The 13748-nt window shown below is 71.5% G+C and carries 13 protein-coding genes and 1 tRNA gene; 9 read left to right on the forward strand and 5 right to left on the reverse strand.

Annotated elements, in window-relative coordinates; genetic code table 11:
• The first annotated feature begins 81 nt into the window (after nt 1-81).
• Genes KIS93_RS34295 through KIS93_RS34305 form a run of 3 tightly spaced genes read left to right on the forward strand, consistent with a single transcriptional unit; the run spans nt 82 to nt 2436 of the window.
• Nucleotides 82-588 (forward strand): SigE family RNA polymerase sigma factor, encoded by a 507-nt coding sequence (locus KIS93_RS34295; RefSeq protein WP_080043759.1) that lies wholly within the window; start codon nt 82-84, stop codon nt 586-588.
• Nucleotides 585-1439, forward strand: a complete 855-nt coding sequence (locus KIS93_RS34300; RefSeq protein WP_080043758.1) for a hypothetical protein — start codon at nt 585-587, stop codon at nt 1437-1439. Before KIS93_RS34295 ends, KIS93_RS34300 begins: the two co-directional genes overlap by 4 nt.
• Nucleotides 1440-1491: 52 nt before the next feature.
• A complete protein-coding gene (locus tag KIS93_RS34305; RefSeq protein WP_080043757.1) occupies nt 1492-2436 on the forward strand; it encodes an aminoglycoside phosphotransferase family protein in 945 nt (314 codons plus the stop codon).
• A gap of 140 nt (nt 2437-2576) precedes the next feature.
• Here the strand turns inward: KIS93_RS34305 and KIS93_RS34310 are convergent, their stop codons facing one another.
• Both KIS93_RS34310 and KIS93_RS34315 read right to left on the reverse strand, forming a co-directional pair.
• Nucleotides 2577-6137 (reverse strand): protein kinase domain-containing protein, encoded by a 3561-nt coding sequence (locus KIS93_RS34310; RefSeq protein ID WP_080043756.1) that lies wholly within the window; start codon nt 6135-6137, stop codon nt 2577-2579.
• A gap of 35 nt (nt 6138-6172) precedes the next feature.
• On the reverse strand, nt 6173-6751 hold the full coding sequence (locus KIS93_RS34315; protein ID WP_080043755.1) for a hypothetical protein: 579 nt from the start codon (nt 6749-6751) through the stop codon (nt 6173-6175).
• Between the two features lie 114 nt (nt 6752-6865).
• Between KIS93_RS34315 and KIS93_RS34320 the strand changes: the two genes are divergently transcribed.
• The 4 genes from KIS93_RS34320 (at nt 6866) to KIS93_RS34335 (ending at nt 8945) form a co-directional block, all read left to right on the forward strand.
• Nucleotides 6866-7321: a cupin domain-containing protein gene (locus KIS93_RS34320; RefSeq protein WP_080043754.1), complete on the forward strand. Its 456-nt coding sequence runs from the start codon at nt 6866-6868 to the stop codon at nt 7319-7321.
• A gap of 25 nt (nt 7322-7346) precedes the next feature.
• Nucleotides 7347-7739 carry an HIT family protein gene (locus KIS93_RS34325; RefSeq protein WP_080043753.1) on the forward strand — a complete coding sequence of 131 codons (393 nt, stop codon included), beginning with the start codon at nt 7347-7349 and terminating at the stop codon, nt 7737-7739.
• A gap of 218 nt (nt 7740-7957) precedes the next feature.
• Nucleotides 7958-8458, forward strand: a complete 501-nt coding sequence (locus KIS93_RS34330; RefSeq protein ID WP_155128732.1) for a hypothetical protein — start codon at nt 7958-7960, stop codon at nt 8456-8458.
• A 55-nt stretch (nt 8459-8513) separates the two neighbouring features.
• A complete protein-coding gene (locus KIS93_RS34335; RefSeq protein ID WP_155128730.1) occupies nt 8514-8945 on the forward strand; it encodes a hypothetical protein in 432 nt (143 codons plus the stop codon).
• Between the two features lie 208 nt (nt 8946-9153).
• Here the strand turns inward: KIS93_RS34335 and KIS93_RS34340 are convergent.
• Both KIS93_RS34340 and KIS93_RS34345 read right to left on the reverse strand, forming a co-directional pair.
• A tRNA-Pro gene (locus KIS93_RS34340) sits at nt 9154-9227 on the reverse strand.
• A 65-nt stretch (nt 9228-9292) separates the two neighbouring features.
• Complete coding sequence (locus KIS93_RS34345) at nt 9293-10156, reverse strand: metallophosphoesterase (RefSeq protein ID WP_080043750.1); 864 nt, start codon at nt 10154-10156, stop codon at nt 9293-9295.
• 110 nt (nt 10157-10266) lie between these two features.
• On the opposite strand from KIS93_RS34345, the gene KIS93_RS34350 reads away from it, so the two are divergent.
• Nucleotides 10267-10722: a GatB/YqeY domain-containing protein gene (locus tag KIS93_RS34350; protein WP_080047343.1), complete on the forward strand. Its 456-nt coding sequence runs from the start codon at nt 10267-10269 to the stop codon at nt 10720-10722.
• 173 nt (nt 10723-10895) lie between these two features.
• Here KIS93_RS34350 and KIS93_RS34355 read toward each other — a convergent pair whose 3' ends face one another.
• On the reverse strand, nt 10896-13172 hold the full coding sequence (locus KIS93_RS34355; protein WP_080043749.1) for a transglycosylase domain-containing protein: 2277 nt from the start codon (nt 13170-13172) through the stop codon (nt 10896-10898).
• 243 nt (nt 13173-13415) lie between these two features.
• Between KIS93_RS34355 and KIS93_RS34360 the strand changes: the two genes are divergently transcribed.
• Complete coding sequence (locus KIS93_RS34360; protein ID WP_020542548.1) at nt 13416-13712, forward strand: WhiB family transcriptional regulator; 297 nt, start codon at nt 13416-13418, stop codon at nt 13710-13712.
• The last annotated feature ends 36 nt before the right edge of the window (nt 13713-13748 follow it).

The raw sequence follows: 13748 nt of genomic DNA on the forward strand, positions 1-13748 counted from the left end.
CGCCTCTGGCGTCGCACCTTCGCCACGCCATAGATTCACGGGGTCGCCTCCATCTAAGGGTGCGAGAGACGAGGAGAGCCCTTGCACCCGGACCACCAGCGCGACTTCACCGAGTTCGTCGCCAGCCGATCCGACAGCCTGATCAGGCTCGCGTACGTCCTGACCAACGACCAGCACGCCGCCGAGGACCTGCTGCAGACGGCGCTGGCCAAGGCGGCGGGGCACTGGCGGCGCATCCGCGGCAACCCGGAGGCGTACATGCGCCGCGTCATGTACCACGAACAGGTCGGGCGGTGGCGCAGCCCGCGCTGGGGGCGCGAGCGCGTGCTCGAAGCGCTGCCCGACCGCGGCGTGGAGGACCGCACCTCCGAGGTGGACACGCGCGTGACGCTGGCCGAGGCGTTGCGGATGTTGCCCGCGCGCAAGCGGGCGGTGCTCGTGCTGCGCTACTACGAGGACCTTTCGGAGTCGGAGGTCGCCAAGATCATGGGCTGCTCGGTGGGGACCGTGCGCAGCCAGACCCATCAAGCCGTCGCCCGCCTGCGCGAGCTGGTCGGAGAGGCCGTCATCCTGGAGGGACTGCAGTGACGATCGACGAACGGCGGATCGCCGAAGAGCTGCGCACGATGGCCGGCGAGGCCGCCCCGGTGGACCCAGTGCTGTACGTCACGCGGACGCTGGCGCGCCGTCGTCGTCGGGCCTGGTCGGTGGCCGGGTTCGCCGGGCTGGCCGCGGCGGCCGCGGTGGTCACGGCGGTGATCGTCCCGCTCCCGGACGGCCTCGGCCCCGGCACCGCCGCCGGGGTGGCGACCCTGCCGGCCAACACGCCGGAGCAGGCCCGGTTCGTACGGGAGTGCATGCCCAAGGGCGGCCCCGTCCACAACATGGACGGCAACCGGCGGATCGCCGAGCACGGGCGGGCCGACGACTTCCGGGTGCTCGTGGAGTACCGCGACGAGGGCGGCAGCACGGCGCTGGTGGGCAGCGACGCCGGCTTCGTGCTGTGCACGCCGACCGAGCAGCGGGACATGGCGGAGCGCCCGGTCTTCACCTACTGGGGGTTCGAGCCGCCGGGGGATCTGGCGGGTTTCTCCGGCGATCTGCAGGTGGACGCGTACACCAGTCACACGCACTCGTACACGGTCGGCGCGCAGCGGATCCAGCGGGACGACGTGTACCGGGTCGTCACCGGGCGGGTCAGCGACGCGGTGCGGCGGGTGGAGGTCGACTGGGCGGACGGCCGGCGTACGGCGGCGCGGATCGCGAACGGGTTCTTCATCGTCCGGGTCATCGGCAGGCCGGTGCGCGAGCCGGGGGAGGAGGAGGCCACGGTGCTGGACTCGCCGCCCGTCACGGTGACGGCTTACGGGGACGGCGGTCAAGTGCTGCGGCAGGAGAAGGACGTGGCGTTCGGCCCGCTGGGGCGCGGCAGCGGCTGAGCCGCCGGTATCTTCGGGATGCCCCTGCCACCCCGACCGGAGGACGTCGCCCTTGAGCACCGCAGGCTCCCGTCCCGTGATCACCGCCGCACTGGTCAGGGAGCTGGTGGACGCCCAGTTCCCCCAGTGGGCGGGGCTGCCGCTGAAGCCGGTCGAGCCCGGCGGCTCGGATCACGTGATCTACCGGCTGGGCGGGGAGCTGTCCGTGCGGCTGCCCCGCCATGCGGACGCTCGTGGGCAGGCCGAGAAGGAGTTCACGTGGCTGCCCCGGCTGGCCCCGCACCTGCCTCTGGCCGTCCCGGTGCCCGTGGCGGTGGGGGAGCCCGGGTCCGGATATCCGTGGCGGTGGTCGGTGGCGCGCTGGCTGGAGGGCGAGGTGGCGACGGTGGAGGCGCTCGCGGGCTCGCGGGCGGCCGCCGTCGCCCTGGCGGAGTTCCTGACCGCTTTGCACCGGTTCACGCCGGAGAATCCTCCATCGGAGGAGCTGCGCGGCGGGCTCTCGGCGGAGGAGCCGCGCGGCGGGCTCTCGGCGGAGGAGCCGCGCGACGGGCTGGTGGCGCGGCCGCTGGCCGAGCGGGACCGGGCCACCCGGGCCGCCATCCAGCAGGTCGGGGACGTGTTCGACCGCGCGGCCCTGACCCGGCTGTGGGACGCGGCGCTGAGCGCCCCCGCCTGGGATCGTCCGCCCGTCTGGTCCCACGGCGACTTCCACACCGGCAACCTGCTGACCCTCGACGGCCGCCTCAGCGCCGTGATCGACTTCGGCGAGCTCGGCGTCGGCGACCCGGCCCGCGACCTGATGATCGCGTTCACGCTGCTGTCGGCCGAGAGCCGCGCCGTCTTCCGTGACGCGCTCGGCGTGGACGACGCCACCTGGACCCGGGGCCGCGGCTGGGCCCTGGCCACGGGCCTGAACGCGTACACCTTCTATGCCGCCGTCAACCCGCGGGTGGCCGCCCAGACCACCCGCCAGATCACCGAAGCCCTCGCGGGCTGAGCGGGGGCCGGGCCGACGCGTCGCGTCGTCAGCAGACCTTCCGGTACGGGACGCCCGTCACGCACGCCTGCCATTCGCCCTCCGTCAGCAGACCTTCCGGTACGGGACGCCTGTCACGCACGCCCGCCATCCGCCCTCCGTCAGCAGACCTTCCGGTACGGGACGCCCGTCACGTACGTCCGCCATTCGCCCTCCGTCAGCGGCCGGCCCGCCCGGGCGCAGACCGCGGCGGCCATCTTGCCGGGTTCGATCGGGTGCTCGGACAGGTTGCCCGCCTTGTCGACGGTCGTCACGCTCGACCCGTCGGCGGAGAACGCCATGCCGGCGAGCCCGCCCACGGCGCCGTCGCGCAGGAGCCCCAGGCTCGTCCCGGCCTTGAGGTCGAAGAGCCGGACCTGGCCGGACTTGGTGCCGATCGCCATCACGTCCTCGCGCGGCGACCGGGCGGCGTGGCCGGTGAGCCCGCCGTCCCGGCCGGCTTGAGAGAGCCTGCGGTGCTTGGCGACGTCGAAGAGGGTGACGCGGCCGCGCCCGTCCACGACCGCGATGGACGAGCCGTCACGGGTGAACACGAAGTCGACGACGGTCGAGCTCTGCCCGCTTATGCCGAACGGCGCTCCGAGCTGCCTGCCCGTCGCCGCGTCGAACAGCCGCACGTCGTAGCCCTCGACGTCGAGCGTCTTCTCGCCCGCGACCGCGACCGTCCGGCCGTCCGGCGAGAACTCGGCGTCCCTGAGGTTGGTGAACGTCGCCGACCAGAGCAGCCGGTGGCTCTTCCAGTCCCAGACGGCGATCGCTCGGTCGTCCCCGTCGCCGTTGGCGCCGGTGTGCCCGGCGACCAGCCGGGTGCCGTCGGGGCTGAACGCCAGCAGGTCCGTCGAGCGCGGCCGGCCGTCGACGACGGGGCGCCACTCGGCGAGCTCGCGCCGCGTCGTGGTGTCGAGGACGGTGATCGTGGTGCTGGCGCCCATCCCGGCCAGGCGGCTGTCCGGGCTGAACGCGGTGGCCTGCACGGTTTCCGAGTCGCCGGTGACCCGGAGCGCCGGCCGCATGCCCTGGCCGCGCCGCTCGCCCAGGTAGACCGTGTCGCCGTCGGTGTTCACTCCGAGCAGGTGCCGCGCTCCGGGGCCCAGCAGGGGCGGCGACCACGGCGTGAACTTCGCCGGCTTGATGGGCAGGTCGCTCAGGTCGGCGGTGAAGACGTGGTCCTCGCTCAGGTAGCGCAGGGTGTCGCCGTCGAAGCCGACCTGCGGGAGCTGGGAGCCGTTGTCGGTGCCGGTGGGCAGGCGCAGCGTGGTCAGGTGGTCGTCGAAGGCCCGCCACACCTGGATCTGCGACGCGGTGACCGAGGCGAACAGCCGGCCGTCGGGGCTGACGGTGAGCTCGCCGCCGTTCCACGGCTGGACGCCGGTCTGCAGGGTGGCGCCCGACGCGGTGCCGTCCTTGACCGGCTGGACGGTCAGGTCGTTCTTCGTCCGCTCGATCAGGTCGCCGCCGCCGGGCGTGACGGCGAGCGGGGCCGGGCAGTCGCAGGCCGCCGCCGGGGGCTGGCTGAGCTGCAGGTCCAGGCCGGGCAGGCCGCGCCGCTCGATCCGGCCGCGCGCGCCGCCGGCCCGCACGTAGATCGCGTCGCCCGCCGCCGTCATCGCGCCGTCGTAGGCGGCGATGGCCTTGCGGGTGCCGCGATCGAGGTCCCAGACGTGGTGGTACGCGTGGCCGTCGTCGTCGGCGTACTCGGTCAGCACGTACCGGTCGACGGTGCCGTAGCGGCCGTACGCCTGGACGTCCTTGGGCATGCGCCACGAGCGGACCGCGCGGCCGGTGGCCGGGCGCCACACGACGAGCCGCTCGGACGTGGTCAGCAGCACGTCGCGCCCGCTGGGCGACAGCGCGACCGCCACCAGCGCCTCGCCGGCCCGCAGCCCGAGCCGGGCGACGCCGCCCGCGCGTTCGCCGGTGCGCACGTCCCAGAGTCTGATCGCGTCGTCGCTCACGCTGGCCAGGATCCTGCCGTCGCGGCTCAGCGCGCGGACCGTGTCGCCGGCCTGCGCCGGGTCCTTGAACGCGGCCACCTCGCGCTGCGCGAGCGAGGCCGTCAGCGCCGCCCGGGCGCCGGGCGTCCCGGCCAGCCGCCATGCGGCCACGCTGAGCTGCATCGCCACCCTCGGGTCGCGCTGCCGCAACTCGTCGGCGACCTGCGCCAGCCGCGCCCCTTCCGCCCGGTCGCGCTGCACCGCGATCGCCTCGGCCCGCTGGTCGGCCAGGACGCCCTGCTGGACGGCCAGCCCGGCGGCGACCAGCGAGATCACCAGCAGGCCCGCCATGCTGAGCGTGACCAGCCGGTTCCGCCTGGCCCTGCGCCTGGTGAGCCGGGCGCCCGCGTCGAGGAAGTCCCTTTCGAGGGGTGACAGCGTGATGTTGCGGCGGGCGGTGGCGGCCCACTGCAGCGCGTTCTCCAGGCTGTGGTCCTGGAACAGGTCCCCGTCCCTGCGCCCGGACCGGTGCCAGCGGCCGGCCGCGAGCAGGATCTCGCGGTGCACGGCCAGCCCGTCCCGGTTCGCCTCGATCCAGCGGCGGTAGCGCGGCCAGGCGTGCGGCAGCGCCGGACGCGACAGCCACACCTCCTCGCCGTCACGGCCGAGCAGGTAGCCGAAGACCTCCAGGATCCTCGCCACGGCCGCCGACTCGGGCAGCGGCCGGCCCTCCATCAGCTCCGACAGGGCGGCGCGCCGTACCAGCAGCTCGCCGCGCTCGCCCACGGTGACCAGCCGCAGGAACACCTCGGCGGCCAGCTCGTGCTCGTCGCGCCCGAGCAGCTCGTACGCCTGCTCGGCCAGCGCGCCCAGCCCCGGGTCGTCGGCCTCGACGGCCATGCCGGCCGCCCGTCCGCTGCCCTGGGCCAGCAGGTGGGCGGTGTCGAGCACGGAGTCGGCGCTGATCAGCGCCATCAGGAGCTGCCGGGCGGTGGGCCGCTGCGCCGGGTCCTTGCCGAGCGCGGCGGCCACCAGCGGGCGCACCGAGTCGGGCAGCGGGCTGAGGTCGGGGCTGGCCGACAGCACCCGGTGCATGACCCCGCCCAGGCTCTCGGCCTCGAACGGGTCCGCGCCGGTCGCCGCGTACACCATGATGCCGCCCCAGGCGAACACGTCCGCCGGCATCCCGGCCCGCTGCCCGCTGAACACCTCCGGCGCCATGTACGTGGGCGTGCCCGTCACCAGGCCCGTCGCGGTCAGCGACATCTCCGCCGTCCGGGCGATCCCGAAGTCGATGACGCGCGGGCCGTCCGGGCCGAGCAGCACGTTGTCGGGCTTCAGGTCGCGGTGGATCACTCCGGCGTCGTGGATCGCGGTCAGCGCGGTGGCCACCGCCGTGGCGAGCCGGTGCAGGTCGGCGCCGCCGAAGCGGCGGCCGTCGGCGACCGCCTTGCGCAGGCTCGGGCCCTCGACGTACTCGCTGACGACGTACGGCCGCGGCCCCTCCAGCACGGCCTCGATGACGGGGGCGGTGCAGAACGCGGCCACCCGCTGCGCCGCCGTCACCTCCCGGGCGAGCTGGGCGGCCTGGTCGCCGTGCAGGACCTTGATGGCCACGCGCCGGCCGTCCTCGGCGTACGCCTCGTAGACCACGCCCTGCCCGCCCGCGCCGAGCCGCCCGGCCAGCCAGTAGCCGCCGAGCCGCTGCGGGTCCCCGTCGATCAACATCGCCACGCTCCCCTTGGAAGGCCCGCCCGGACGGCTCAGAGCTTGATCCCGTTGATGATCTTCGCCAGGTCGGGGACCAGGGGCGTGCTGGCCAGCACGGTGACGACGACCCCCTTGCGCTCGACCCAGCCCGCGTACCGCCCGTGTCCCAGCGCGCCGTCGGCGTCCTGGGTGAGCACCCGGCGGGTGCCGATCCGCACGGTCCTCGTCTCGCCGGAGAACGTGCCGAGCTCGAACGGCGCGTTCTTGAGCCGGCTCAGCCCGCTCGCCTTCGGCCAGCACACCACTCGCACCCACAACGAGCGCCGCTTGGGGTCGACCTCGTCGCGGTTGTCGCTCCACTGGTAGCCGTACTCGGTGATGCCGTCGTGCTTGTTGACGACGACGCCGCCGGAGGTGAACCCCTTCGGCAGGTGGCCGACGCGAACCCCCTTGATCGCGTCCGCGCCCCTGGGCGGCGTGTCGGTCTTGGCGTCGGCCGACCGCTTCGCCTCCGCCGCGGTCGGCGTCGGGCAGCCGTCGGGACGCTGCTGAGCGGCCTGCGCCGGGAGCGCGATCAGCGCCGCGGCGAGGGGCAACACGGACACTGCGGCGGCTCGCTGGATCTTGTGCATGCCAGGTTGGATGCCGCGGGCGTGCCGCGGGTTCGCGGATCGGGCGCGTTGACGTACCGGACCATAGTCCGCTATGTTGAATCGGACCGTAGTCCGATTCTTTGGGAGACCAGCATGCGCAAGAGACTTTTCCTGGCCGGACTGGCCGGCCTGGCCGGTGCGCTGACCGTCGTATTGACCGGTCCGACCGGCTCACTCGCCGACTCCGGCCCCTCCCGGCCCGTCTACCACTCGCACAAGGAGCAGGGCTCACCCTGCGAGGGGCTGGATGGCTGCACGTTCGTCCAGCTCAAGGGTGACCCGAAGACCGGCCCCTCCGAGGCCATGTTCACCCTCAAGGCCGGCACCCCGTTCTCCCCGCACTGGCACACCAGCCCCGAGCACGTCGTGGGAGTGTCCGGGGTCATGCTGTGGCACGTGGAAGGGCGCAAGACCTACCGGGTGGGCGCCGGCGACTACCTCTACTACCCCTCCAAGGCCGTCCACTGGGGCAAGTGCGCCCCGGGCGCCGACTGCGTCTACTACGTCTACGACTCCGAGCCCTACGACTTCCACCCCGCCGAACGCTGACCGGATCATCTGGCAAGATCCGTCCATGGATTGCCCGTTCTGCCAGATCCTGAGCGGAGACGAGCGCGAGGTCCGCACCCTCGGCACCGTCGCCTACTTCCGGTCCGCCTACGCCGTCACGGAGGGCCACTACCTGGTCATCCCCACCCGCCACGTGGAGACGTTCTTCGACATGTCCCCCGCCGAGACGGAAGACACCCGGGCCGCCCTGCACGTTATCCGCGCGGAGCTGATGCGCGAGGACGCGAGCATCGACGGCTTCAACATCGGCATGAACTGCGGCACCTCGGCCGGCCAGTCGATCTTCCACGCCCACACCCACCTCATCCCGCGCCGCACGGGCGACGTCGAGAACCCGCGCGGCGGCGTCCGCGCTGTGATCCCGTCACGCCGCGAGTACACCGAGACCACTCCCTGAGCCGCCCGCGCGCCCGCTCAGCGGCTCGTCGTCCGCGCCTTCCCCGACTTCCGCGCCTTCCCCGACTTCCGCGACGCGGCCGGGAACCGCCCGACCTCCGCGACTTCCGCGACCTCCCCAACTTCCGCGACTTCCCCGACTTCCGCGACGCGGCCGGGGAACCGCCCGATCTCACCGCCGACGCCGCTGCCGTGTGGCCGCACCGGCGGTGCCGGGTCATGTTCCGTACCACGCTGGATCACCCGTTCGTCCGCGCGGCGCAGGAGGCCGACGTGCACACGACCGGCCTGCTCGCGGAGCGCGAAGACCCCGATGTGCGCACGCTCGGCCTGCTCGCGGAGCGGGAGGAGACCCGGCGCCTGCTCGATCTGCTCAGCCCCGGTTTCCTGTCCCGCGACCTGCTCCAACTGTGGCGCACCCATGGCCTGGCCAGGGACCATGGGGCCTCCGAGGACCAGGGGCCCGCCATGGAGGCGTTGATCGGCGGGTTCTTCGTCATGGAGGCGCTGATCGGCGGCATCTTCGCCCTGGCGGCCGGGGCCGGCGCCGAGTCGTTCGACCATCATCGGGCGGTCTTCGGGGCGGGCCTGCGCGCCCTCATCGAGCCGCCCGACCAGGCTGGCGCCGAGGTCGAGGCCGCCGCGGCGGCGGCACACCGGCTGCCGGCCGAGCGCCGCGCCTTCGTACGCGGCCTGCTGCCTCCCGCCCCGCCGACCTGACCGGCATGTGCCCCTGCGGTGTCACGAACGGTGGCGAGCGATGTGTCTTATCTTCGTGACGAACCTGACAACCCGCCGGACCCTCCTCGGCACCCTGATCGCCGCCTGCCTGCTTCACGTGTGGGCCTACTTCGCGCCCCAAACCTGGTACGAGACCTTTCCCGGCATCGGCCGGGGCTGGCTGCTCCGCCTCGGCCCGTACAGCGAGCATCTGGTCACCGACATGGCCGCGTTGTACATGGCCATGCTCGTCGTCACCATCGCGGCCTGGCGCTTCGCCGACGACGACCGGTACGTCAGGACGGTCGGCGGGGCGTGGCTCGCCTTCAACTGCTTCCACCTGCTCTACCACCTGCGGCACCTGAGCATGTACAGCCCAGGAGAACGCGTCGCGATCGTCGGCCTGCTGTCCGCGCTGACCGTCATTTCGGCGGTACTGCTGATTCCGTCACCTCGCGTTCACCGGAAACCTTTGGAGCTCTCTTGAAAGGCCAACCAATCTCCGGACTCGGCACGTGGCTCAACGGCGGGGAGCTCGAGGGGCGGGAGCCCCTCGACCGGGGTTTGGGGCGAAGCCCCAAGGGAGACGCTGTCTGAGCCCCGGCGCGAAGCGCCCTACTGCGAAGGCCATGCTGTTGGGCCTGGGCAAACGTAAAAGGCCGCTTCCAGTTGTCGAAAGCGGCCTTTCAGCTGTGTCGGGGTGGCGGGATTTGAACCCACGACCTCTTCGTCCCGAACGAAGCGCGCTGCCAAGCTGCGCTACACCCCGGCCCACACACCGTGGTGTGCGTGCTTGAAAAGTCTAGCGGACTTCCAAGGTGCTTGTGACCGCCTTTATCTCCGGGGCACCAGGGTCAGGAGCGAGGCCTCGGGGAAGCAGGCGAAGCGGGCCGGTGCGTACGGGGAGGTGCCGAGGCCGGCGGAGACGTGGAGCCAGGCGGAGTCGTGCCGGCTGAGGCCCTTGACGCGGGCGCGGTCGATGCCGCAGTTGGTGACCAGGGCGCCGTAGAACGGGATGCAGAGCTGGCCGCCGTGGGTGTGGCCGGCGAGCAGGAGCTGGTAGCCGTCGGCGGCGAAGCGGGTCATGTTGCGGGGCTCGGGGGAGTGCATGACGCCGAGGCGGAGGTCGGCGTCGGAGGGGGCGGGGCCGGCGACGAGGTCGTAGCGGTCGCGGGAGATGTGGGAGTCGTGGATGCCGGCCACGGCCACGTCGAGGTCGCCGACCTTGATGCGGGCGGTGGTGTTGTTCATGTCGAGCCAGCCCTCCGAGGCCATGCCGGCCCCGAGCTCCTCCCAGGGCAGGGAGGGGACGTGCTGGCGGTGGTCGTTCTTGGAGGTGCGCCACAGGTAGCGGACCGGGTTCTTCGGCTTGGGGGCGTAGAGGTCGTTGGAGCCGTAGACGAACAGGCCCGGGCGGGAGAGCAGGGGCTCCAGGGCGTGGAGGAGGGCGGGGACGGCGTCGGGGTGGGCGATGGAGTCGCCGGTGTTGACGACGAGGTCGGGCTCAAGGGCGCCGAGCGAGCGGACCCAGTTGATCAGCATGGTCCGGCGCGGCGTCAGGTGCAGGTCCGACAGGTGGAGGACGCGCACGGGACGCTGGCCGCGCTCCAGGACGGGTACGTCGAAGCGGCGCAGGCGGAACCAGTTGCGCTCCACGACGGAGGCGTAACCCAGCCCGGCCAGGCCGAGACCGAGCATGGACAGGGGTACTGCGACGGCTTTCCTCACCTCTTCATGATGCCCGAGATCGGGCGTGACATCGGCCGGACGGCGACGGGAGGGTCCGCGCAGGCGGCAAGATGGAGCGCATGAGCGCATTGAAGGACAAGCTGAAGGCCGACTTGACGGCCTCGCTGAAGAGCAAGGACGAGGTACGTCTGCGGACGGTCCGCATGGCACTGGCCGCGATCAACGTCGAGGAGGTCGCGGGCAAGCAGGCCAGGGAGCTGTCCGACGACGAGGTCATCAAGGTCCTGACCAAGGAGGCGAAGAAGCGGCGCGAGGCGGCCGAGGCGTTCGCCAACGCGGGGCGCAAGGAGCAGGCCGAGGCGGAGCTGGCCGAGCAGGCGGTGCTGGAGGAGTACCTTCCCGCGCAGCTGTCGGACGAGGAGCTGGCCGAGCTGGTGGAGGCGGCCGTCGCGGAGACGGGCGCCGCGGGGCCGCAGGCGATGGGTCAGGTCATGAAGGCGGTCAACCCGAAGGTCGCGGGCCGGGCCGAGGGCGGCCGGGTGGCCGCCGCCGTCAAGGCCCGCCTGGCCCAGTAAGCCGTCAAGGCCCGCCTGGCCCAGTAAGCCGTCAAGGCCCGCCTGGCCAAATAAGCAGGGGCCGAGCGGACCGTCGGTGCTTCTCTGCGCCCCTGAGGGCCCTCAAGGGGGCCCTGGTGGACCGAGGCCTCCCCCAGCCCGGCTGCGCGGGCGGGCGGAGGCCTCAGCGCCTCTCAGCGGCCAGGGGTGATGATCGGGCCGGCGTCGCCGGCGCCCCGGCCGCCGCGCCCGCCGCCGGGCCCTTCGTCGAACCCGCCGCCACGCCCGTCGGGCGGCCCGTCGCCGTTGTTGCCCGGGTCGAAGATGTCGAACGGGTCGCGGGGGCCGTCGCCGCCCTTCTTGTCCTTCTTCGGCTTGGGCGCGCAGTTGTCGGTGCAGCCGCCGAAGCGCGAGGTGTCGACGGGGTGGAAGTCGACCGGCTCGACGCCCTTGAGCGCCTGCAGCATGGAGTCTTTCCAGATGCGCCCCGAGATGGACGATCCGTACACGTACGGGTAGTAGCGCCCGCCGATGGTGATGCCGATGAGCTTGTGGGCGGAGGTGCCGCGCGGGTCGCCGAGGCTGACGGCGGAGGCCATGTTCGGGGTGTAGCCGGCGAACCAGGCGGACATGTAGTTGTCGGTCGTGCCCGTCTTGCCGGCCGCGTCGCGCCCGATGCCGCCGACCTCCGTCATGGTGCCCTTGGTGAACACGCCGGACAGGATGCCGCTCACCGCGTCGGCGACCTCTTCGTCCAGCACCTGGGAGCACTTCGGTTTGTACTGCTTGGCCTTGCCGAAGCGGTCTTTGATCTCGGTGATGGCCAGCGGCTTGCAGTATTGGCCGCGCGAGGCGAAGACGGCGTAGGAGCTGGCGATGGTGACGGGGTCGACCTCGTTGACGCCGAGCGTGAACGTCTCGACCTCCGACAGCTTCTGCCCGTCGGCCCGCTTGACGCCGAGCTTCTTGGCCATCTTGACCGTGTCGCAGAGCCCGACCTTCTCCTGCAGCTTGAGGAAGAACGTGTTCACCGAGCCCCAGGTGCCGGTCTGCAGCGTCTTGAAGCCGCCGCCGCCCTCGCTGGAGTTGCGCACGGTGTGGCTGGGGTCGCCGACGTTCTGGCCCTTGCAGTTCTTGAACGAGCCGTAACTGGCGGCCTGGTAGCCCGCGGGGGCGGGGAAGCCGTCGCCGTACTTGAGGCCCTCCTCCAGGGCGGCGGCCAGCGTGTAGACCTTGGCCGTGGAGCCCTGCTGGAACCCGCGCCCGCCACCGTGTGCCGCGTCGGCCACGATGTTGTAGCTCATCTCGTTCTTCTTCTTGCTGCCGCCGAACTTGCGCGAGGCGGCCATGGCCTTGATCTCGCCGGTGCCGGGCACCACCATGGCCTGCGAGGCCACGGGCTTGTCCTTGGTGCTGACGTACTTCTTGATCGCCTTCTCGGCGGCTTCCTGCATCTTCGGGTCGATCGTGGTCTTGATCCGCAGGCCGCCGCGCTGGAGCAGCTTCCTGCGCTCGTCCTGGTTCTTGCCGAAGTCCTCGTTGTTGAGGATCTCGTACTGAACGTACAGGCAGAAGTACGGATATTTGCTGGCCTCGCAGCCGCCGGGGACCTTGACGTCCTTGTAACCCAGCTTCTTCTCCTTGGCGGCCGCGGCCTCCTCGGCGGTGATCTTCTTCAGCTCGGCCATGCGGTCGAGCACGATGTTGCGCCGCTCCAGCAGTCGCTGGCGGGACTCGGGGCCCACGTTGGGGTCGGTGCGGGCCGGGTTTTGGACGGCGCCGGCGAGCGTGGCGGCCTCGACGAGGTTGAGGTCGGCGGCCGACTTGTTGAAGAAGCGCTTCGCTGCCGCCTGGACGCCGTGCGCGCCCGCGCCGAAGTAGGCGATGTTGAGATATTTCTCGAGAATCTGGTTCTTCGAGTACTTCCTCTCGATCGCCATGGCGTAGCGCAGCTCCGACAGCTTGCGCGAGACCGTCGGCGCGATGGCGGCCGCCTGCTCCTCCGGCGTCTCCGCCTTGTTGACCAGCACCTGCTTGACGTACTGCTGGGTGATCGACGAGCCGCCCTGCGTGACACCGCCGCTGCTCATATTCTTCACCAGCGCTCTGACCGTTCCCTCCACATCGATCGGCCCGTGCTGGTAGAAACGGAAGTCCTCGATCGCGATCAGCGCCGTCTGCATGATCGGGGCGACCTTGTCGAGGGTCACGGACTGCCGGTTCTCGAAGTAGAACTGGGCGATCTTCTTGCCGTCGGCATCAAAGATCTCGGTGCGTTCGGACAGAGGAGGTTCGTCGAGCTCTTCGGGCTTGAGGTCGAGTGCTTCCACCGCGCTCCTGGTGGACATGCCCGCACCGCCGACCGCCGGCAAGGCCACGGCAGCCGCGAGCACCCCCGCCGCGGCGCCTGCGATCAGCAGTCGCAGGACGTTGAGCACGGGGTTGGAGCGATCTTTGCGCTGGGCTTGCACGGTACCAAGAGTACGCGGAAACACTGACCGAATCGGTAGCACGACACCATTTCGCCTTGACTGGCGGGGGTGACTAGTCATTCCCGGTCAAGACGGCCGCGAGAAATTGGTCCTCTGGGGTCTGTCGGCCCGAACGGGTAGTTGCGTACGTTCTCCTCTGCGGCAACTGAATACGGAGGCTCGGCGCCCGCGCCCGTCGGCCCCAAATGACGACTGACCACCTAAGGGGAGTGGGGTCGAAAAATGTGGATCACGGATTGGACCTCCCGTGCCGCCTGTAAAGGTGCGGATCCGGATGCCCTGTTCGTGCAGGGCGCCGCGCAGAACAGGGCCAAGCTCATCTGCCGTGGCTGCCCGGTCCGTACTGAATGCCTCGCCGATGCGCTGGACAACCGCATCGAGTTCGGGGTGTGGGGCGGTATGACAGAACGGGAACGACGTGCGCTGCTTCGACGGCGGCCCGACGTGGACTCGTGGCGAGAGCTGCTCGAGTCGGCCAAGGAAGAGTACGAACGAACCAACGAGCTGATCGCCGGCTGACCCCAGCCCGGCGACCGCGTACGGCCGGCGCCGCCG

Origin of the sequence: [Actinomadura] parvosata subsp. kistnae (assembly GCF_900323885.1) — a bacterium.
GTDB classification, from domain to species: Bacteria; Actinomycetota; Actinomycetes; order Streptosporangiales; family Streptosporangiaceae; genus Nonomuraea; species Nonomuraea composti.

Bases quoted from the DNA above. Each gene is read 5' to 3' on its own strand.
- KIS93_RS34310 (WP_080043756.1), bottom strand. From the start codon at position 6,137: ATGTTGATCGACGGGGACCCGCAGCGGCTCGGCGGCTACTGGCTGGCC.
- KIS93_RS34315 (WP_080043755.1), bottom strand. From the start codon at position 6,751: ATGCACAAGATCCAGCGAGCCGCCGCAGTGTCCGTGTTGCCCCTCGCC.
- KIS93_RS34320 (WP_080043754.1), top strand. From the start codon at position 6,866: ATGCGCAAGAGACTTTTCCTGGCCGGACTGGCCGGCCTGGCCGGTGCG.
- KIS93_RS34325 (WP_080043753.1), top strand. From the start codon at position 7,347: ATGGATTGCCCGTTCTGCCAGATCCTGAGCGGAGACGAGCGCGAGGTC.
- KIS93_RS34330 (WP_155128732.1), top strand. From the start codon at position 7,958: ATGTTCCGTACCACGCTGGATCACCCGTTCGTCCGCGCGGCGCAGGAG.
- KIS93_RS34345 (WP_080043750.1), bottom strand. From the start codon at position 10,156: ATGCTCGGTCTCGGCCTGGCCGGGCTGGGTTACGCCTCCGTCGTGGAG.
- KIS93_RS34350 (WP_080047343.1), top strand. From the start codon at position 10,267: ATGAGCGCATTGAAGGACAAGCTGAAGGCCGACTTGACGGCCTCGCTG.
- KIS93_RS34360 (WP_020542548.1), top strand. From the start codon at position 13,416: ATGTGGATCACGGATTGGACCTCCCGTGCCGCCTGTAAAGGTGCGGAT.